This is a genomic window from Flavobacterium proteolyticum (genome assembly GCF_015223105.1).
GTDB lineage: Bacteria > Bacteroidota > Bacteroidia > Flavobacteriales > Flavobacteriaceae > Flavobacterium > Flavobacterium proteolyticum.
In genome coordinates this window covers 341,348-360,551 of sequence record NZ_JADFTZ010000002.1, presented here as the reverse complement: position 1 = coordinate 360,551, position 19,204 = coordinate 341,348, and the positions used below count along the sequence as shown (strand labels likewise).

Sequence of the window (19,204 nt, the reverse complement as noted above, 5' to 3'; positions counted from 1 at the left end):
TATAACTAAATTTGCACTCACAACAACACAACACAATGAAATACAACAATCGTTCTAAAGCCGTTTTACTTCTTAAAGACGGTACTATTTTTCACGGAAAATCAATAGGAATTGAAGGGGTTACTTTTGGTGAAGTCGCTTTTAATACGGGAACAACAGGTTATCAAGAAATTTTTACAGATCCTTCTTACTTCGGGCAAATCATGGTTACTACTAATGCTCACATTGGAAATTATGGTGTTAACGACAAAGAAGTGGAATCTGATTCAGTGAAAATTTCAGGATTAGTTTGTAAAAACTTCAGCTTTAATTATTCACGCGTAGATGCTACTGAAAGTTTGTTTGATTATTTAAGTAAACAAAATCTTATCGTAATTTCCGATGTAGATACTAGAGCTTTGGTAAGTTATATCAGAGATAACGGAGCAATGAATGCGGTTATTTGTACGGATGGAACTCCAATTGAAGAATTAAAAGAAAGATTAGCTCAAGTTCCAGATATGAATGGTTTGGAATTGGCTTCTAAAGTTTCTACTAAAGAACCTTATTTCTTTGGAGAAGAATCAGCAAAATATAAAATTTCAGCTTTAGATTTAGGAATCAAAACGAATATTCTTAGAAACTTAGCGAAAAGAGATTGCTACATAAAAGTTTTTCCATACAATGCTTCTTTTGAAGATTTGAAAGCATTCAATCCTGATGGGTACTTTTTGTCAAACGGACCTGGTGATCCAGAACCTTTAGAAACCGCTCAAGAAGTAGCACGTCAAATTCTTAATGAGAATAAACCTTTATTTGGTATCTGTTTAGGACATCAAATCATTGGTTTAGCTAATGGAATTTCAACTTATAAAATGTTCAACGGTCACCGTGGAATCAATCATCCAGTAAAAAATGTGATTACTGGAAAAGGGGAAATCACTTCTCAAAATCACGGTTTTGCTATTGTGAGAGAAGAATTAGATAAACATCCTCATTTCGAATTAACACACGAACATTTGAATGACGGAACTGTGGCGGGAATGCGAATGAAATCGAAAAACTGTTTTTCAGTGCAATATCACCCAGAAGCAAGCCCTGGACCACACGATTCCAGTTATTTATTCGATCAATTTATCGAAAATATACAAACTGCAGCTAACTAAAACGTTATCGTTTATAAGTTTTTTGAGTTTTTCAGTATCATTATAGTTTAAATTATAAATTTGTTATTATTCACAAGATAGTAACTTAAAAAAATATAAAATGAGTATAATTATCAAAGTTCACGCTAGACAAATTTTAGATTCGCGTGGAAATCCAACAATCGAAGTTGATGTAGTTACAGATAATGGAATTTTAGGAAGAGCAGCTGTTCCAAGTGGCGCTTCTACTGGAGAGCATGAAGCAGTAGAACTTCGTGATGGTGGTAAAGCTTTCATGGGTAAAGGTGTTTTAAAAGCAGCTGAAAATGTAAATACAAAAATTGCAGAAGCGATTGTGGGAATGTCGGTTTTTGAACAAAATTTAATCGACAAAATGATGATTGATTTAGACGGAACAGCAAATAAATCAAATCTTGGTGCTAATGCAATCTTAGGTGTTTCTCTTGCTGTGGCAAAAGCAGCAGCTAACGAATTAGGGATGCCATTATATCGTTACGTTGGCGGTGTTTCTGCTAATACATTGCCAGTTCCAATGATGAACATCATTAATGGTGGTTCTCATTCTGATGCTCCAATCGCATTTCAAGAATTCATGATTATGCCTGTCAAAGCAAAAGATTTTACTCATGCGATGCAAATGGGAACTGAAATTTTCCACAACTTGAAAAAAGTATTACACGATAGAAATTTATCTACTGCAGTAGGTGATGAAGGTGGATTTGCTCCAAATTTAGCTGGAGGTACTGAAGACGCTTTAGATTCTATCAAATTAGCAGTTACCAATGCAGGTTATACTTTTGGTGATGATGTAATGATTGCTTTAGACTGTGCCGCTTCAGAATTTTATGTAAACGGAAAATACGATTACACTAAATTTGAAGGGGAAACTGGAAAAATCAGAACTTCTGAAGAGCAAGCTTCTTACTTAGCAGAATTGACAGAAAAATATCCAATCATTTCTATCGAAGACGGAATGTACGAAGACGATTGGGAAGGTTGGAAATTATTAACTGAAAAAATCGGTGATAAAGTACAATTAGTAGGTGACGATTTATTCGTAACGAATGTTGAAAGATTATCTCGCGGAATTAGTCAATCCATTGCGAATTCTATTTTGATTAAAGTAAACCAAATTGGTACTTTAACGGAAACAATTGCAGCTGTAAATATGGCGCATAATGCTGGATATACTTCAGTAATGTCACACCGTTCAGGAGAAACAGAAGATAACACAATTGCTGATTTAGCAGTTGCTTTAAACTGTGGACAAATCAAAACAGGGTCGGCTTCACGTTCTGATCGTATGGCAAAATACAATCAATTATTAAGAATTGAAGAAGAATTAGCTGATGTGGCTTATTTTCCTGGCGTAAATGCTTTTAAAGTAAAAAAATAATTACTTTTAGATATCATTTTTAAATCCTGTTGTAGTATTTTATAGCAGGATTTTTTATGTATATTATTTAACCATAAATTATAGATAATTTCTTTATTGTTTGATTATTATTTGTTAAATTCGCAATTCACATTAATTTTATCATAAAATATCATATAAATAATATGTCAAAAACTGCAATATTAGAGCTTGATGGCAAAAAGTATGAGTTTCCAGTAATTGTGGGAACTGAGAATGAGGTTGCTATCGACATAGACAAGTTGCGTAGTGCATCTGGTGCTATTACTATTGACCCTGGTTATAAAAACTCAGGTTCATGTACAAGTGAAATTACTTTCTTAGATGGTGAAGAAGGAATTCTACGTTATAGAGGATATTCAATCGAAGATTTAGCCGATAAAGCTGATTTTCTAGAAGTTTCTTATTTGTTAATTTTTGGAGAACTTCCAACAGCAGCCCAATTAGAAAAATTCGAAAACGATATTCGTAAATATACATTAGTTAACGAGGAAATGAAAAACATCATTGATGGTTTCCCAAAAACGGCTCATCCAATGGGTGTTTTAGCTTCTTTAACTAGTGCTTTAACTGCTTTCAATCCTAAGTCAGTGAATCCTCACAACGAAAAAGAAATGTATGAAGCAGTTTGTAAAACTATGGGTAAATTCTTAGTAATTGCTACATGGACTTACAGAAAAACTATGGGTTATCCATTAAATTATTACGATAATACTAAAGGTTACGTTGAAAATTTCATGCGCTTAATGTTTGAATTACCAACTGGACCTTACAAAGCAGATCCAAAAGTTGTTGCTGCTTTAGATAAATTATTCATCTTGCATGCTGACCATGAGCAAAACTGTTCTACTTCTACAGTAAGAATCGTTGGTTCTTCTCATGCTGGTTTATTTGCTTCAATTTCTGCTGGAGTTTCTGCTCTTTGGGGACCACTTCACGGTGGAGCTAATCAAGCGGTATTAGAAATGTTACAAGAAATCCATGACAATGGAGGGGATGTTGCTAAATTCGTTTTAAAAGCAAAAGATAAAGACGATCCATTCCGTTTAATGGGATTCGGTCACCGTGTTTACAAAAACTTTGATCCAAGAGCAACGATCATTAAAAAAGCAGCTGATGATGTATTAAGTTCGTTAGGAGTTGATGATCCATTATTAGATATTGCAAAACAATTAGAAAAAGTAGCTTTAGAAGACGAATATTTCAAATCAAGAAACTTATATCCAAACGTAGATTTCTATTCAGGAATTATCTACCGCGCTATGGGTATTCCAGTTGAAATGTTTACCGTTTTATTTGCTATTGGTCGTTTACCAGGTTGGATTGCACAATGGAAAGAAATGAGAGTAAATAAAGAACCAATTGGACGTCCAAGACAAGTTTATACAGGTTATACATTACGTCCTTTTAAAGAAGTTAAAGACAGATAATAATAAAAAATCCCACTGAAAAGTGGGATTTTTGTTTTTATAAATGTACGATTTATTCAGTAGGTTTTTGTGCTTCTTCTTCTGTGCTTCCTGTTAAATCTTCTACCTTATCTTCTACAGTTTCAGCGGCATTTTGTAATGATTCTTTTAAGTTGTGTGCTTTTTCTTCAACCCAACCCGCAGCTTCGGCTGTTTTTTCTTTAGCGACATCAACAAATTCGTTTACTTTTTCAGGCACACCCATTTCTTCCAATTTGTCTGAAACTTTTTCGGCTACATTTTCAACTGTTTCTTTTACGTCTTCGGCTACATCTGCAGCTTTTTCAGCTACATTTTCTGCAACTTCACTTAAATTTTCTTTGGCTATTTCTGCTTTCTCTTTAGCTTTTCCAAAAAGAGAACTGAAAAAATTTGATAATCCCATGATAATTTGTTTTTTATAGTTTTCTCAAATTTAATCATTTATATCTAAAAAGAATCTTTTTGAAGCGAATTTATAATAGTTTACTAATTTATATTCTCGTTTCCTTTTTCTATATTTGCCAAAAGCCGAAAGCTATGTTACAATTAAATGTAAAAAACGAAACCTCCCGATTAAGGGCTGTGGTGTTAGGAACTGCTACAAGTAACGGTCCAACACCTACCATTGAAGAAGCCTATGATCCTAAATCATTAGAGCATATTAAAGCTGGAACCTATCCTGTGGAAGCAGATATGGTAAACGAAATGGAAGCTTTTAACAAAGTGTTCCAAAAATACGACGTAAAAGTCTTCAGACCTCAAATTATTGAAAATTACAACCAAATTTTCGCCAGAGACATCGGATTTGTAATCGATGACATTTTTATCAAAGCCAATATTTTACCGGATAGAGAGCGTGAATTAGACGCGATTCAATACGTAATCGATCAAATTGATCCTAAGAAAGTGGTGCGTCTGCCAGAAGAAGTACATATTGAAGGTGGCGACGTCATGCCTTGGAACGAATATATCTTTATAGGAACTTACAAAGGTTCGGATTATAAAGATTACATCACGGCAAGAACCAACATGCAAGGAGTAAATTATATTAAAGAATTGTTTCCAAATAAAATTGTGAAAGAATTTGATTTAGTAAAATCAAAAATTGAACCTCGTGATAACGCTTTGCATTTAGATTGTTGTTTTCAACCTGTGGGAACCAATAAAGGAATTATATACAAAAGTGGTTTCCGTGAAGAAGCCGATTATATGTTTTTAGTGAATTTATTCGGAAAAGAAAATTTATTCCACATCGAAAGAGAAGAAATGTATCACATGAATTCCAACGTGTTTTCCATTGCTCCCGATGTAGTAGTTTCTGAAAAGAATTTCACCAGATTAAACAATTGGCTTCGCGAAAATGGATTTACAGTAGAAGAAATTCCATATGCAGAAATTGCAAAGCAAGAAGGTTTGTTGAGATGTTCAACTTTGCCTTTGATTAGAGATTAGGCTATGCTTACTGCAATCTATTTTTATGTGGTTTTTCCAATAATTGTAGTTAGTGCAATAGTATATGTTGTAAAGAATACTAAGAATCCAAATAAAAATAATGTCGTAATCAAAAAATACGATTTATCAGAAAAAAATAAAGAAGAAAAACATGAACCAAACAACTAACTCCATATTGATGATTCGTCCGGTAGCATTCCGTATGAATGAACAAACAGCGGTGAATAATTATTACCAAAAAGTATTGGATAATTTAACACCAGCTTCGGTTAATGCAAAAGCACAAGAAGAATTTGATACTTTCGTTCAAAAGTTAAGAATGATTGGACTGAATGTTGTAGTGGTTGAAGATACATTAAGTCCAGATACGCCAGATAGTATTTTTCCAAACAACTGGATTTCATTTCATGAGAATGGAGATGTAGTTTTATATCCAATGTTTGCTGAAAATCGTCGTTTAGAAAGAAGAGAAGATGTTTTAGATCATTTAGAAAATGAAGGTTTTGTAATCAATGAAATTATGGATTACACTTCAGCTGAAGATGATGATATTTTCTTGGAAGGAACAGGAAGTATCGTTTTAGATAGAGCTAACGGAAAAGCGTATTGTGCTTTATCTCCAAGAGCAGACGAAGAACTATTCATCGAATTTTGTGAAGATTTCGAATTTACTCCCGTAATTTTTGAAGCGTTTCAAACAGTAAATGGGGAAAGAAAACATATTTATCACACGAACGTAATTATGTGCGTGGGCGAAACATTTGCGGTTATTTGTGCAGATTGTATCGACGATAAGAAAGAACGTAAAATGGTCTTAGATAGTTTAAAAGGTGATGAAAAAGAAGTAATTCTTATCACCGAAGACCAAGTAAACAATTTCGCAGGAAATATGTTAGAGGTAAAAGGAACAGATGACAGAAGATATTTAATTATGAGTGCATCAGCTCACCAAAGTTTGACTAAAAAGCAAATTGCCCAATTAGAAGAACATGTGACTATTGTAAGCTCAAGTTTAGATACTATTGAAGCTTGTGGTGGTGGAAGTGCGCGTTGTATGATGGCTGAAATTTTCTTGCCAAGAGAATAATTTTTCAAACGATATAAAAAAATCCCAAATTCTATTAAGTAAGAATTTGGGATTTTTTATTTGGTAATATTTTTAATCATTCCTCCAAAAATAAAAAAGTGAAAAGGCACTAAGCTGTACCAGTACAAGCGTCCTAAAAGTCCTTTAGGTCTAAAAGTTGCGATTTGATGTAGTTTGTTATTGTTGTCAATTCTGAATTCCAGCCAAGCTTCACCGGGTAATCGCATTTCGGCATAAAGTAGTAATCTTTTTTCTTCTTTATTAGCCACCAAAACGCGCCAAAAATCAAGCGCATCTCCATTGTCCAAGTGGGTTGGGTGTGTTCGGCCTCTTCTTAATCCTACACCTCCAAAAAGTTTGTCTAAAAAACCACGAATTTTCCACATCCAATTTCCATAATACCAACCTTTGTCACCTCCAATAGACCAAATGTTGTCAAGTGTTTTTTCTACATCAGTTACGGATCTAATTTTATGATCTTTCAAACATCCATAAGTGGGAATTTGAATAAATTCTGAAAAATTTTCTTTGAATCGACTACTCACCAAGCTATCTTTCCAGCTCGAAATCACAAGATTTTGTTCGATTTTTAAAAAAGCTAATTTTATAGCGTCTACATACGTAATGGGTTTAATTCCTAATGCTTTTTGAAGGTCGTTATTTTTACAAACGACTTCCATTTTCATACTATCAACTAAGTTTGTAGCTAGTTTGTAAGAAGTAGAAGTTACAAAGTATAACCAATAAGAAGAGAGTTTAGGTGTCATTACAGGTAGTGTGAAAATCCAAAGTTTAATACCTCTCGTTTTAGCATACAAAAGCATCATCTCTTTGTAAGTAATTACATTAGGGCCACCAATATCGTAGGATTTATTATAATGTTCTTTTTTTAGTAAAACGCCAGTTAAATAATGAATCACATCACGAATAGCAATAGGTTGGCATTTCGTTAAAACCCACTTTGGAGTAATCATTACGGGCAATTTTTCACACAAATCACGAATGATTTCAAAAGACGAACTTCCTGAGCCAACTATAATTCCAGCACGAAGAACCGTAGTATGGAAATTGCCTTCAAATAATATGTCCTCTACATTTTTTCTAGATTGCAAATGTTTTGAAAGTTCGGAGTTGTTTACAATTCCACTTAAATAAATAACTTGTTTTACTCCAATTTCGTTCATGTACAAATTGAAATTATGAGCCGATTTCCCTTCCATAACATCAAAGTCAGAAGTAGAAGAAGTCATGGAGTGAATTAGATAATAGACTACATCTATATTTTTAGGTAGATTTTCTAGATTAATTGGGAGTAAAAAGTCGACTTCCCAAAGCGTTATTTTTTCTAGAGTAGTTTTGTCTAATCCAAGTCGGTTTTTATCTCGAACACAACAAATTACTTCATGCCCTTGAGATAAAAGTTCTGGGAGTAATCTTCGTCCCACATAGCCGTTAGCACCCGTTAATAAAATTCGCATTTTTTATTAAAGGTACAAAAGGAAATTTTTAAATGCCTCTAACAATAGTTAAAATAGCACTAATAATGTACTGAATACCAATAGCAATCGTTAGGAAGCCAATAATTCTTGAAATAGCTACAATTCCAGACGAACCAAGTAATTTTGCTAAATAATGTGCGCTTCTTAGAACTAAATAAATAGTAGCTGCAACAACAGTAATTGAAATTGTTGAAATTATAATTTCAGATGTAGTATTGTGTTCTTGATAATAAGCAATAAGTAAAGAAATTGAACCAGGTCCGGCCAACATTGGCATTGCTAAAGGAGTAAGTGCAATATGAGTTCTGTTTTGAACTTCTTTCTGCACTTTTTTATTGATTCCTTTGTTTTTACTGAAATTTCCATTCAATAATCCGAAACCTGAACTGGTAATGATGATTCCTCCAGCAATTCGTAAAGCCGTAATTGTGATGCCGAAGAAACTCAATACATATTGCCCAATAAAAAATGAAATCAACAAGATGATTAAAACGTTAATACTGGTAATTAATGAAACTTTTGCTCGTTCAGCACTTGTGTAACCTTCGGTTAAGGCAACGAAAATGGGAACGGTTCCAATTGGATTTAATACAGAGAATAAGGCGGCGAATAAATAAATAAATAATTCCATTGTTTTTTTACAAATTTAGTACAAGGTAATTATTTTATTTACGAATCAAAAAAAAATCTTCTTTACTTTTAGGTTTCCTTAATGTAAGGAAGGTTAATAAGCATCTAAAGGAGAGTAAAAGGTGTTTTTTTCTTTTTCCAATTCAAGTTTATCAATGAATTTTTGAACGCCTTTACTGTTTTTTGAACAGTCAACCGAGATGTAATGATGGTCGATATGAAATGTAATTGAGTTTCCTGGTTTAAACAGAACCAATTTATAATAAGGAATTACCAATGCATAAACGTCTAATCGAGATTGAAAGCCAATGATAATGCCATTTGGACGTAATTCAATGTTGCAGAATTTTACCGAGTTGTTGACGTGTAATAAATCATAGATGGCTGAACTGCATCTAGTAATAAATAATTTTGGAGAACCGATGCCTCCTTTTTTAAAATTGTCAAATATTGAAAAAGGTTTTCCAACTAATTCGTTGATTTCTCTTTCAATTTTTAAATCTTTGTATGAGATGTTATAAAGCATTTTTGTTTAAAATTACTTCAAAAATGGTTTCGAAATCAGACTTTAGAAAATTTTTATTATTTGTTTATTTATCGTAACTTTAAATTTCTAAATAAAAATAAAATGAAAACATTAGTTATAGGAGCTTCCACAAATAAAGAGCGATATTCATACAAGGCAATTCACAGTTTAGTAGATAAAAGCCATCAAGTAGTAGCCATTGGAGCTAAAAAAGGAATGGCATTTGATATTCCAATCGAAACCGAAAAATTAGATTTTCATGCAGTGGATACAGTGACTTTATATCTTAATCCAAAAGCACAACAAGACTATTACGACTATATTTTATCGTTAAAACCAAGACGTGTTATTTTTAATCCAGGAACCGAAAATCCGGATTTTTATAAAATATTGAAAGCAAATAATATCAAATATGAAGTTGCTTGTACTTTGGTGTTATTGGCAACCAATCAATATTAAAATTTAGTTTGACTTGTTGCGGGTTTGCTAATTAACAATAAGCCAATAAAAGTAATAACACCGTTTACGATAATTAATTCGTTGTCAATTACGTAATCTCCGAAAAGTGCTGCCGAATTTTTGACCAACAAAAAGCAAATCAATGGAGAAATAACACAGATAATGGGAACTAATTTATCGTGAACGGTTTTTGATTTCATAAACAATCCAAACGCATACAATCCTAAAAGTGGCCCATAAGTATAACTCGCTACTTTAAAAATCATCGTTACTACTGATTTGTCATTCAACGAATTGAAGATGATAATTACCAAAAACATCAATAAAGAAAATCCAACATGCACAAAATGACGCGTTCTAACAGCATTGGATTTATTTTGGTTTTCCGCTTTATCCATTCCAAGGAAATCTACACAAAAAGATGTGGTTAAAGCAGTCAAAGCAGAATCTGTTGTAGCAAAAGTTGCTGCGGTTAATCCTAATAAGAAAACGACTGCTGGAATTATATTTAAATGATTAAAAGCAATTTCTGGGAACAATAAATCGGTACGTTTTACACCATCAACCATTGGAACCGAAATGCCATTTTTCTCCGCGTACAAATAAAGCAAAGCACCAACACTTAAGAAGAAAATATTGATGATCACAAAAATTCCAGTGAAAGTGAACATGTTTTTTTGTGCTTCGCTAATGTTAGCACAACTCAAATTCTTTTGCATTAAATCTTGGTCTAATCCAACCATAGCTATGGTTACGAAAATGCCGCCTAAAATTTGTTTCACAACATAATTGCCTTTTAGATAATCTTCATAGAAAAAGACTTTAGAATAATTACTGTTTTTAACGGTTTCAAAAGCATCAATAAATCCTAAATCTAAACTATTACAAATAAAAATAATCGTCAAGAATACGGATGAAACTAAGAAAAACGTTTGTAAAGTATCGGTAATAATAATCGTTTTCAAACCACCACGATAGGTGTAAGCAAAAATTAAGGCCAATGAAATTAAAACTGTAACTGCAAACGGAACTTCAAAATCATCAAAAACAAAACGTTGCAACACAATCACTACTAAATACAAACGAAAAGCCGAACCAATTGTTCTGCTTATTAAGAAAATGGTAGCCGCAGTTTTGTAACTCACAACGCCTAATCGTTGTTCGATGTAACTGTAAATCGAAGTCAAGTTCATGCGATAATACAGTGGAAGTAAAACGGTAGCGATGATGAGAAAACCTATAGCATTTCCTAAAACAAATTGAAAATATTTAAACTGTAAATCAGGATTTCCTACTTCGCCTGGAACTGAGATAAAAGTTACGCCAGAAAGCGCTGTTCCAATCATTCCAAAAGCTACCAAATACCATTTCGCATTTTTGTTTGCCTTAAAAAAAGCATCATTGCTACTGTCTTTTTTACTAACAAAATTGGAAATCAAAATCAGAATTCCGAAGTAAATAATAATAATAGCTAAAATAGTTCCTGAAGTCATACATTGGTTTTTAGTTGTGCTAAAATAGAAATAAATGAGAAAATGGAGCATAGAAAATGGAAAAAAGACAATATGAAAAATTTTAACCTTCTATTTTCTGTTGTCTATTTTCTTTTTTCAAAATTGACTACTTTTGCTAAATGGAATTACCATCAAAATTATTGGAGAACGCGGTTAACGAAATGGCTCAATTACCAGGAATTGGTAAAAGAACGGCATTGCGTTTGGTATTGCATTTATTAAAACAGCCTTCAGAACAAACTGAGGTTTTGTCTTCAGCTTTAATAGCTATGCGAAATGATATTCAATACTGCAAAGAATGTCATACCATTTCGGATGCTGATGTTTGTGCTATTTGTTCTAATTCTTCTCGAGATAAATCGATAATTTGTGTGGTAGAAGATGTTCGAGATGTGATGGCATTGGAAAACACAGGAATGTTTAAAGGAGTTTACCATGTTTTGGGAGGGAAAATTTCACCCATCGAAGGTGTTGGACCAAGTCAATTAAAAATCACTTCGCTTGTTGAAAAAGTAAAAGCAGGAAACGTAGCTGAAATCATATTTGCATTAAGTTCCACCATGGAAGGTGATACGACTAATTTTTACATTTACAAACAGATTAAAGAATTCGAAATTAAAACATCAACTATCGCAAGAGGAATTGCTGTTGGAGATGAGTTAGAATATGCAGATGAAGTAACCTTAGGAAGAAGTTTATTAAATCGAATTCCATTCGAAACGTCAATAAAGCCATATTGATAAAATTTTAATCAAAAATCGCGAATAGCTTCGTTTTTTTAATTGTAAAAACTATATTTGTTACCTAATTTAGTTTGGTTTGTCTTTTGTTGTGTTTTATTTACTAAAGGCAAGCATTATCAGTATAGTTAACTCATGAAAAAAATATTTTTTTTAACCATATTTTCGGTTCTACTAACTTCGTGTATTTCTACAAAGGATTTAACGTATTTGCAACCAAATCCCATATCAAAATCCGATTCGATTAAAGTTTCTCAAGAGGTTTCTAAACCTTACAGAATTCAAACAAATGATGTGATAAGTATTAATATAAAAGCTCTAGATCAAAAGTTAGTAGATATGTTTTCTGCATCTTCAGGTGGATCTAGTCAAACTCAAAAGTCTCCGCAAACTTTATACTTTGACGGATATACTGTAGATGATCATGGAAATATTAGAGTGCCAATTCTTGGAGAGCTAAATGTTTTAGGATACACCACTGATGAAGTTAGAATAAAGATAGAAAAACAATTATTGGAAGAATACTTTAAAAAAGAAGCTAATATTTTTGTTACGGTGAAACTATCTGGTTTAAGATATACAATTAATGGAGAAATCAACAGTCCAGGTATGGGTGTCTTGTATCAGGATAGGGCTACTATCATGGAAGCAATTGCAAATTCAGGTGATATTACAATTACAGGGAATCGCAAAGAAGTGCAAATAATTAGAAAATTTGCTCACGGATTTGAAACCTATAGTATAGATTTGACAGATGCTAATGCAGTAAATTCTCCCTATTTTTATATACAACCAAACGATTATATTATCGTTAAACCTTTAAAGCAAAAGTCTTGGGGGACTGGAGTAACAGGTATGCAATCTGTGGCAACAATTATGTCGGCTATTTCTTTAATTACAACATTGTTAGTGTTGTCTAAAACATTGTGATTTAAATGTTAGATACTAAAGATTTTAATTTTTTCGAATCTCAGAATTCGTTTGATTTCAAAGGATTTCTTTTGAAAATTGTAGGATATTGGAAATGGTTTGTATTATCTCTAATAGTCACTTTTATTATTGCTTATAATGTTAATATTAGGAAAGAAAGTGTTTATGGAATGGAATCTTTGATTGTTGTTGAAGATCAAAATAATCCTTTTTTTACTTCTAATACTAGTTTAGTCTTTAACTGGGGAGGTACTTCAGATAAGGTTCAGACTATAATTACCACTTTAAAATCGCGTTCACATAATGAAATTGTGGTAGATAAATTACAATACTATATCAAGTATTTAAAACAAGGGGAGTATTATTTCCAAGATGCCTATGGCGAGGTGCCTTTTTATGTGGAAATTGATAAAACAAAAGGGCAGCTATTTGGACAATTGATTAAAATTAAGTTCCTTTCTCCATCACAATATGAATTGAGTGTTGATTTTGGCCAAGCAACATCAGCTTCAGTAATTCAATATGCTGATTTAGCTGTTAAGCCAGTAAATGTTTCGGGTGGAGAATACAAAAAGGTTTTTAAAATTAATGAAGCTGTAGATTTGCCATTTTTACATCTTAAATTAATGATTAAGCCTGAAGCATACGAATACACGAATCAAGAATATTTTGTAAGTTTTGATGATTTTAACGGAACTGTAGCTTCCTACAGAGGAATCGATGTTAGTGCGGATGCTAAAGCCTTATCGGTAGTACGTTTGCAGTTGGAAGGGACTAATAAACATAGATTAGTAGAATATTTAAATACAACAGTTGATGTGTTAAGAAAAATCCAATTGGATAGTAAAAATCAATTTGCAAATAACACTATAGGTTTTATTGACAGTACATTAAGAGAAATGGAAGGTCAAATCAAAGAGGCTGAAAACGAATTGAAAGAATTTAGAAAAGGTAAAAATATTTTTGAATTAGAAGAAGAAGGTGGTGGAGGTCTCTTAAGTGCAAGATTATCTGAATTTGATATCCAAAAAGATGCAATTAACAGAAAAATTGCCTATTACAATTTACTTAAAAATTATTTAGAGAAAACTACGGATTATGCTAAACTACCAGCACCAACAGTGGCTGGTATAGAAGATCCAAATGTTATTTCAAATGTAGCTAAATTAATCCAACTTTCTGCTGAACGTGCTAGCATGTCATATTCTGTTAAAAACAAGAAATTGTTTTCAGACTTTGATGTAGAAATGGAATCCATAAAAAAAGTATTATTAGAAAACATTGCTAGTGCTAAAAGTGCTCTGTCTTTAGATTTATCATTGTTGAATAAAAACATTGCTAAAGCGGAAGGTGAAGCTAGTTTGTTGCCAGAAAACAAACAAGAGCATATTAAAATTACGAGAAAATATAATCTAAAAGACAAAATATACAGCACCTTTTTAGAAAAAAGAAGTGAAGCTGAGATTGTAAAAGCAGCTAATATTTCAGATATTAAATTTTTAGATCCAGCAAAAGATGTTGGAGGAGGATTGAGAGGTCCTAAAACCAGTATCAATTATATTTTGGCTGCAATGTTTGGTTTTTTACTTCCTCTACTAGTAATATTTGTATTAACGCTATTAGACAATAGTATCAATACAACCGAAGATATTAGAAAACTAACTGCAATTCCATTAATTGGGGTTATAGGGAAGAAAAATACAGATAATAACCTGTCGGTATTTGAAAAGCCAAAGTCACCACTTGCGGAATCATTTAGAGCAATTCGTTCTTCATTGCAGTTTATGTATAAAAAACAGCAAAAGGAAGGTGCTAAAATTTTAATGTTAACTTCTTCTGTAAGCGGTGAAGGTAAAACGTTTTGTTCCATTAATTTAGCAACAGTTTTTGCCTTGAGTGATAAAAAAACGGTTATCGTAGGTTTAGATTTAAGAAAGCCAAGAATTTTTGGTGATTTCAATATTGATAACATTACCGGTGTTGTGAATTATTTGATTGGTCAAAAAACAATGGATGAAGTTGTTCAAAAAACACATATTCCAAATTTAGATGTGATACCTTCAGGACCAATTCCACCCAACCCTTCCGAATTATTGATGAGCGAGGCAATGGGAGAAATGATAGAAGAGTTAAAAGCTAAATACGATTATATAGTACTAGATACACCGCCAGTTGGGTTGGTTTCAGATGCCTTAGAATTGGCTCATTTTTGTGATGCTACTTTATATGTAACGAGACAAGGATACACTAAGAAAGGGATGTTAAATGTAGTAAATGACAAACATAAAAGAGGAGAATTACACAACATAAGTATCGTATTTAATGGTTTTCAAAACAAAGCTAAATATGGTTATGGCTATGGTTATGGATACGGTTATGGCTATGGCGCTTACGGTGAGGCTTACCACGATGAGGTAAAACCTAAATCGGGATGGAGAAAAGTATTGGGTAAATTCCAGAAAAACAGTTAAAACTTTTCTTAAGAAGAATACATGACAAAGATTACAAATAAAAAAATATTAATCACGGGTGGTGCAGGTTTTATCGGTTCCAATCTTTGTGCGTATTTTTTAGAAAATAATGAGGTCGTTTGTTTGGATAATTTTTCGACAGGGTATCGTCATAATATTGAGCGTTTTCTGTTGAATCCAAAGTTTACTTTAATTGAAGGTGATATCAGAAATTTTGAAACCTGTGTGCAAGCCGTTTCTGGTGTTGATTATGTGTTGCATCATGCAGCATTAGGAAGTGTGCCGCGCTCTATTAATGATCCGATTACTTCTAATGAAGTAAATGTTTCAGGTTTTTTGAATATGTTGACGGCTTCAAGAAATGCGCAAGTAAAACGTTTTGTATATGCAGCAAGTTCTTCTACTTATGGTGATTCGGAAGCGTTGCCAAAAATGGAAGAGGTAATTGGGAAACCATTGTCGCCTTATGCTGTTACTAAGTATGTAAACGAATTATATGCCGATGTATTCAGTAAAACTTACGGAATCGAAACTATCGGGTTGCGCTATTTTAATGTTTTTGGAAGAAATCAAGATCCAAATGGTGCATATGCCGCTGTAATCCCTAAATTTGTAGCCCAATTTCTGAATCATGAAAGTCCAGTGATTAATGGTGATGGGAATTTTTCTCGTGACTTCACTTATATTGATAACGTGATTCAAATGAATGAATTGGCTATGTTGACCGAAAATCCAAGAGCATTAAACACTGTTTATAACACTGCTTTTGGAGAAAGAACTACTTTAAATGAATTAGTTAGTGCATTAAAAGAATTCTTGTCAGTCTATGATAATGAAATTGCTAATGTTTCCATTATTTATGGACAAAATAGAATAGGCGATATTCCACACTCATTAGCAAGTATTGAAAAAGCAAAAGAACTACTAAATTACCAACCTAAATTTTCTATGAAAGAAGGTTTAAAAGAAGCGGTAAAATGGTATTGGAATAATTTGCAAGAGAAAAGTAAAAAGTAAAAAGATAACACAATGATTAAAAATATCTGTTGTATCGGTGCTGGATATGTTGGAGGGCCAACAATGGCTGTTATTGCTCAAAAATGTCCACATATTAAAGTTACAGTCGTAGATTTAAATGAAAAAAGAATTGCCGCTTGGAATGATAAAGATGTGAATAATATTCCTATTTATGAACCAGGTTTAAGTGAAGTCGTGGCTGAGGCTCGTGGAAGAAATTTGTTTTTTTCAACTGAAGTAGACAAAGCAATCGACGAGGCAGATATGATTTTTATTTCGGTAAATACACCAACAAAAACCTATGGTGTTGGAAAAGGTATGGCTGCTGATTTAAAGTATATTGAGTTGTGTGCGCGCCAAATTGCACGTGTAGCGAAAAATGATAAAATTGTTGTTGAAAAATCAACTTTACCAGTAAGAACGGCAAGCGCTATTAAAGATATTTTAGAGCATACGGGTAATGGCGTAAATTTCCAAATTTTATCTAATCCTGAATTTTTAGCAGAAGGAACAGCTATTGAAGATTTGTTCGCCCCAGACCGAGTTTTAATTGGTGGAGATACAACACCAGAAGGTCAAAAAGCGATTCAGGCTTTAGTAGATATTTATGCTAATTGGGTTCCAAAGGATCGAATTTTAACCACAAACGTTTGGTCTTCTGAATTGTCTAAATTAACAGCAAATGCCTTTTTAGCACAACGTGTTTCTTCTATTAATGCCTTAAGTGAATTATGTGAAAAAACAGGTGCTGATGTTAATGAAGTAGCAAGAGCTATAGGTATGGATAGTCGTATTGGTTCAAAATTCTTGAAATCTTCTGTTGGTTTTGGAGGTTCTTGTTTTCAAAAAGATATTTTGAATTTAGTATATATTGCCAAATCCTACGGTTTAAATGAAGTAGCAGATTATTGGGAGCAAGTAATCATTATGAACGACCACCAAAAACGTCGTTTCGCAAAAAATATTATCAAAACTTTATACAATACCGTTTCGGGTAAAAAAATTGCGTTCTTAGGTTGGGCTTTCAAAAAAGATACTAACGATACTAGAGAATCAGCCGCTATTTATGTAGCTGATGATTTATTGAGCGAGCAAGCAGCTGTTGCGGTTTATGATCCAAAAGTAGGTGAAGAACAAATTCAATTTGATTTGAATTATTTAGAAACACGTTCGGAATCTGAAAATCAAAAAGGAGTTCAAGTAATGACAAATGCTTATGATGCATGTAAAAATGCACATGCAATTGCCGTTTTAACCGAGTGGGATGAGTTTAAAACCCAAGATTGGCAAAAAATTTATGACAATATGTTGAAGCCAGCTTTTGTTTTTGATGGTAGAAACATTTTGAATAAAGAAGAATTGGAAAAAATAGGATTTATTTACCAAGGTATTGGGTCAAGATAATGAGTGAAAAAATTGCAATAATAGGTTTAGGTTATGTTGGACTTCCTTTAGCTAGGTTGTTCGCTACTAAATATTCAGTAGTTGGTTTTGATATTAATCAACAACGTATTTCCGAATTAAATCAAGGAATTGATTTGACTTTGGAAGTAGAAGAAGAATTGCTGAAATCAGTTTTAGTTGCGCAATCTTCAAATGAAAAAGGATTATATTGTTCTAATCAATTAACCGATATTGCCGATTGTAATTATTATATAGTGACTGTACCAACGCCAGTTGATAAACACAATAAGCCTGATTTAACTCCACTTTACAAAGCAAGTGAAACCGTTGCTAAAGTGTTGAAAAAGGGAGATATCGTAATTTACGAATCAACAGTTTATCCTGGAGTTACAGAAGAAGAATGTGTGCCTGTTTTAGAAAAATTATCAGGATTAAAATTCAATGAAGATTTCTTTGCGGGATATTCTCCAGAACGAATTAATCCAGGTGATAAAGAACATACGGTTGAAAAAATATTAAAAGTTACCGCAGGCTCTACCCTAGAAATTGGTAAAAAAGTAGATGCTTTATATAACAGCGTTATTACGGCAGGAACGCATTTAGCGCCCACCATTAAAGTGGCGGAAGCAGCTAAAGTTATCGAAAATTCGCAGCGTGATATTAATATTGCGTTTGTAAATGAACTGGCAAAAATTTTCAATATATTAGAAATAGACACCAAAGCAGTTTTAGAAGCAGCAGGAACCAAATGGAATTTCCTTCCTTTTAAGCCAGGTTTAGTGGGCGGACATTGTATTGGAGTAGATCCGTATTATTTAGCGCAAAAAGCTTTAGAGGCTGGATATCATCCTGAAATTATTTTAGCGGGTCGTCGTATGAATGATAGTATGGGCGAGTATGTAGCTTCGCAAGTAGTGAAGTTGATGATTAAAAAAGAAATCGTACTTCATGAAGCACAATTGTTGCTTTTAGGAGTGACTTTCAAAGAAAATTGCCCTGACGTTCGAAATACAAAAATAGTAGATATTGTTCATGCTTTAAAAGAATACGGAATCCATATCACTATTTATGACCCATGGGCAAAACCAGAAGAAGTAATGCACGAATATGGTATAGAAACGATTCAAAAATTGCCAAGATTCAAATACGATGCATTGGTTTTAGGGGTTTCACACAAAGAATTTGCTGATTTGGATATTGCTGCTTTAACAAAGGAAACGAATGTAGTTTACGATGTTAAAGGGTTCTTGTCCGGAAAAGTGGATGGGAGGCTTTAATATTGGGGCGCTGATGAAACGGATTCGCTGAAGCGAAGCGCTGGTGTTGGCGGATTTTTTCGAAATACATAGACACATTAGTAATGCCTTCTGTGTGTTTAGAGCGTTGCATTTGGCATAAATCACAATAGACTCTAAATTCGTTTGTCATGTTGTTAATTTTTTCTTTTATGAACTTTTTAAATTAA

Annotated in this window: 18 protein-coding genes; 13 read left to right on the top strand and 5 right to left on the bottom strand. The window is 33.0% G+C overall.

The genetic code is table 11. The features are described from left to right. The first annotated feature begins 35 nt into the window (after positions 1-35). The 3 genes from carA (at position 36) to IM755_RS07025 (ending at position 3,989) form a co-directional block, all read left to right on the top strand. The gene (carA, locus tag IM755_RS07035) at positions 36-1,145 is read left to right on the top strand and encodes a glutamine-hydrolyzing carbamoyl-phosphate synthase small subunit (protein WP_194095174.1); all 1,110 of its coding nucleotides are present in this window, start codon (positions 36-38) and stop codon (positions 1,143-1,145) included. A 100-nt stretch (positions 1,146-1,245) separates the two neighbouring features. Next, on the top strand, positions 1,246-2,541 hold the full coding sequence (gene eno, locus IM755_RS07030) for a phosphopyruvate hydratase (protein ID WP_194095164.1): 1,296 nt from the start codon (positions 1,246-1,248) through the stop codon (positions 2,539-2,541). Between the two features lie 164 nt (positions 2,542-2,705). Continuing rightward, on the top strand, positions 2,706-3,989 hold the full coding sequence (locus IM755_RS07025; protein ID WP_194095162.1) for a citrate synthase: 1,284 nt from the start codon (positions 2,706-2,708) through the stop codon (positions 3,987-3,989). Positions 3,990-4,041: 52 nt separating this feature from the next. Here IM755_RS07025 and IM755_RS07020 read toward each other — a convergent pair whose 3' ends face one another. Next, positions 4,042-4,413: a hypothetical protein gene (locus tag IM755_RS07020; RefSeq protein WP_194095152.1), complete on the bottom strand. Its 372-nt coding sequence runs from the start codon at positions 4,411-4,413 to the stop codon at positions 4,042-4,044. A gap of 134 nt (positions 4,414-4,547) precedes the next feature. Between IM755_RS07020 and IM755_RS07015 the strand changes: the two genes are divergently transcribed. The 3 genes from IM755_RS07015 to ctlX are packed head-to-tail and all read left to right on the top strand — an operon-like array spanning position 4,548 to position 6,549. Beyond that, positions 4,548-5,462 (top strand): dimethylarginine dimethylaminohydrolase family protein, encoded by a 915-nt coding sequence (locus IM755_RS07015; RefSeq protein WP_194095150.1) that lies wholly within the window; start codon positions 4,548-4,550, stop codon positions 5,460-5,462. Positions 5,463-5,465: 3 nt separating this feature from the next. After that, a complete protein-coding gene (locus IM755_RS07010; protein WP_194095148.1) occupies positions 5,466-5,630 on the top strand; it encodes a hypothetical protein in 165 nt (54 codons plus the stop codon). Further along, complete coding sequence (gene ctlX / locus IM755_RS07005) at positions 5,614-6,549, top strand: citrulline utilization hydrolase CtlX (RefSeq protein WP_194095146.1); 936 nt, start codon at positions 5,614-5,616, stop codon at positions 6,547-6,549. Before IM755_RS07010 ends, ctlX begins: the two co-directional genes overlap by 17 nt. Before the next feature lie 56 nt (positions 6,550-6,605). Here ctlX and IM755_RS07000 read toward each other — a convergent pair whose 3' ends face one another. From IM755_RS07000 to IM755_RS06990, 3 genes are all read right to left on the bottom strand, one after another. After that, positions 6,606-8,027, bottom strand: coding sequence for an SDR family oxidoreductase (locus IM755_RS07000; RefSeq protein ID WP_194095144.1), 1,422 nt, complete (start codon positions 8,025-8,027; stop codon positions 6,606-6,608). Between the two features lie 28 nt (positions 8,028-8,055). Further along, positions 8,056-8,679 (bottom strand): MarC family NAAT transporter, encoded by a 624-nt coding sequence (locus IM755_RS06995; RefSeq protein WP_194095142.1) that lies wholly within the window; start codon positions 8,677-8,679, stop codon positions 8,056-8,058. Positions 8,680-8,772: 93 nt separating this feature from the next. Beyond that, positions 8,773-9,204 carry a hypothetical protein gene (locus IM755_RS06990; protein ID WP_194095139.1) on the bottom strand — a complete coding sequence of 144 codons (432 nt, stop codon included), beginning with the start codon at positions 9,202-9,204 and terminating at the stop codon, positions 8,773-8,775. A 102-nt stretch (positions 9,205-9,306) separates the two neighbouring features. Here IM755_RS06990 and IM755_RS06985 point away from each other — a divergent pair, with 102 nt between their 5' ends. Next, positions 9,307-9,663 (top strand): CoA-binding protein, encoded by a 357-nt coding sequence (locus IM755_RS06985; protein ID WP_194095137.1) that lies wholly within the window; start codon positions 9,307-9,309, stop codon positions 9,661-9,663. Here IM755_RS06985 and IM755_RS06980 read toward each other — a convergent pair. Further along, positions 9,660-11,156, bottom strand: coding sequence for a sodium:solute symporter (locus tag IM755_RS06980; RefSeq protein WP_194095135.1), 1,497 nt, complete (start codon positions 11,154-11,156; stop codon positions 9,660-9,662). The genes IM755_RS06985 and IM755_RS06980 overlap by 4 nt on opposite strands. 140 nt (positions 11,157-11,296) lie before the next feature. Here IM755_RS06980 and recR point away from each other — a divergent pair, with 140 nt between their 5' ends. The 6 genes from recR to IM755_RS06950 all read left to right on the top strand — a co-directional run bounded on the left by recR (position 11,297) and on the right by IM755_RS06950 (position 19,016). Next, entirely contained in the window at positions 11,297-11,917 is a 621-nt protein-coding gene (gene recR, locus IM755_RS06975) for a recombination mediator RecR (RefSeq protein WP_194095133.1), read from the top strand. 135 nt (positions 11,918-12,052) lie between these two features. Further along, positions 12,053-12,847, top strand: coding sequence for a polysaccharide biosynthesis/export family protein (locus IM755_RS06970; RefSeq protein ID WP_194095132.1), 795 nt, complete (start codon positions 12,053-12,055; stop codon positions 12,845-12,847). Positions 12,848-12,852: 5 nt separating this feature from the next. Next, complete coding sequence (locus tag IM755_RS06965) at positions 12,853-15,318, top strand: exopolysaccharide transport family protein (protein ID WP_194095130.1); 2,466 nt, start codon at positions 12,853-12,855, stop codon at positions 15,316-15,318. Between the two features lie 21 nt (positions 15,319-15,339). Next, positions 15,340-16,335 carry an SDR family oxidoreductase gene (locus tag IM755_RS06960; RefSeq protein WP_194095128.1) on the top strand — a complete coding sequence of 332 codons (996 nt, stop codon included), beginning with the start codon at positions 15,340-15,342 and terminating at the stop codon, positions 16,333-16,335. 12 nt (positions 16,336-16,347) lie between these two features. Then, on the top strand, positions 16,348-17,739 hold the full coding sequence (locus tag IM755_RS06955) for a UDP-glucose 6-dehydrogenase (protein ID WP_194095126.1): 1,392 nt from the start codon (positions 16,348-16,350) through the stop codon (positions 17,737-17,739). Further along, positions 17,739-19,016, top strand: coding sequence for a nucleotide sugar dehydrogenase (locus tag IM755_RS06950; RefSeq protein ID WP_194095124.1), 1,278 nt, complete (start codon positions 17,739-17,741; stop codon positions 19,014-19,016). Before IM755_RS06955 ends, IM755_RS06950 begins: the two co-directional genes overlap by 1 nt. The last annotated feature ends 188 nt before the right edge of the window (positions 19,017-19,204 follow it).

What these genes read in the sequence shown, in the direction of transcription:
- carA (WP_194095174.1), top strand. Translation starts at nt 36, where the DNA reads ATGAAATACAACAATCGTTCTAAAGCCGTTTTACTTCTTAAAGACGGT.
- eno (WP_194095164.1), top strand. Translation starts at nt 1,246, where the DNA reads ATGAGTATAATTATCAAAGTTCACGCTAGACAAATTTTAGATTCGCGT.
- IM755_RS07025 (WP_194095162.1), top strand. Translation starts at nt 2,706, where the DNA reads ATGTCAAAAACTGCAATATTAGAGCTTGATGGCAAAAAGTATGAGTTT.
- IM755_RS07020 (WP_194095152.1), bottom strand. Translation starts at nt 4,413, where the DNA reads ATGGGATTATCAAATTTTTTCAGTTCTCTTTTTGGAAAAGCTAAAGAG.
- IM755_RS07015 (WP_194095150.1), top strand. Translation starts at nt 4,548, where the DNA reads ATGTTACAATTAAATGTAAAAAACGAAACCTCCCGATTAAGGGCTGTG.
- IM755_RS07010 (WP_194095148.1), top strand. Translation starts at nt 5,466, where the DNA reads ATGCTTACTGCAATCTATTTTTATGTGGTTTTTCCAATAATTGTAGTT.
- ctlX (WP_194095146.1), top strand. Translation starts at nt 5,614, where the DNA reads ATGAACCAAACAACTAACTCCATATTGATGATTCGTCCGGTAGCATTC.
- IM755_RS07000 (WP_194095144.1), bottom strand. Translation starts at nt 8,027, where the DNA reads ATGCGAATTTTATTAACGGGTGCTAACGGCTATGTGGGACGAAGATTA.
- IM755_RS06995 (WP_194095142.1), bottom strand. Translation starts at nt 8,679, where the DNA reads ATGGAATTATTTATTTATTTATTCGCCGCCTTATTCTCTGTATTAAAT.
- IM755_RS06990 (WP_194095139.1), bottom strand. Translation starts at nt 9,204, where the DNA reads ATGCTTTATAACATCTCATACAAAGATTTAAAAATTGAAAGAGAAATC.
- IM755_RS06985 (WP_194095137.1), top strand. Translation starts at nt 9,307, where the DNA reads ATGAAAACATTAGTTATAGGAGCTTCCACAAATAAAGAGCGATATTCA.
- IM755_RS06980 (WP_194095135.1), bottom strand. Translation starts at nt 11,156, where the DNA reads ATGACTTCAGGAACTATTTTAGCTATTATTATTATTTACTTCGGAATT.
- recR (WP_194095133.1), top strand. Translation starts at nt 11,297, where the DNA reads ATGGAATTACCATCAAAATTATTGGAGAACGCGGTTAACGAAATGGCT.
- IM755_RS06970 (WP_194095132.1), top strand. Translation starts at nt 12,053, where the DNA reads ATGAAAAAAATATTTTTTTTAACCATATTTTCGGTTCTACTAACTTCG.
- IM755_RS06965 (WP_194095130.1), top strand. Translation starts at nt 12,853, where the DNA reads ATGTTAGATACTAAAGATTTTAATTTTTTCGAATCTCAGAATTCGTTT.
- IM755_RS06960 (WP_194095128.1), top strand. Translation starts at nt 15,340, where the DNA reads ATGACAAAGATTACAAATAAAAAAATATTAATCACGGGTGGTGCAGGT.
- IM755_RS06955 (WP_194095126.1), top strand. Translation starts at nt 16,348, where the DNA reads ATGATTAAAAATATCTGTTGTATCGGTGCTGGATATGTTGGAGGGCCA.
- IM755_RS06950 (WP_194095124.1), top strand. Translation starts at nt 17,739, where the DNA reads ATGAGTGAAAAAATTGCAATAATAGGTTTAGGTTATGTTGGACTTCCT.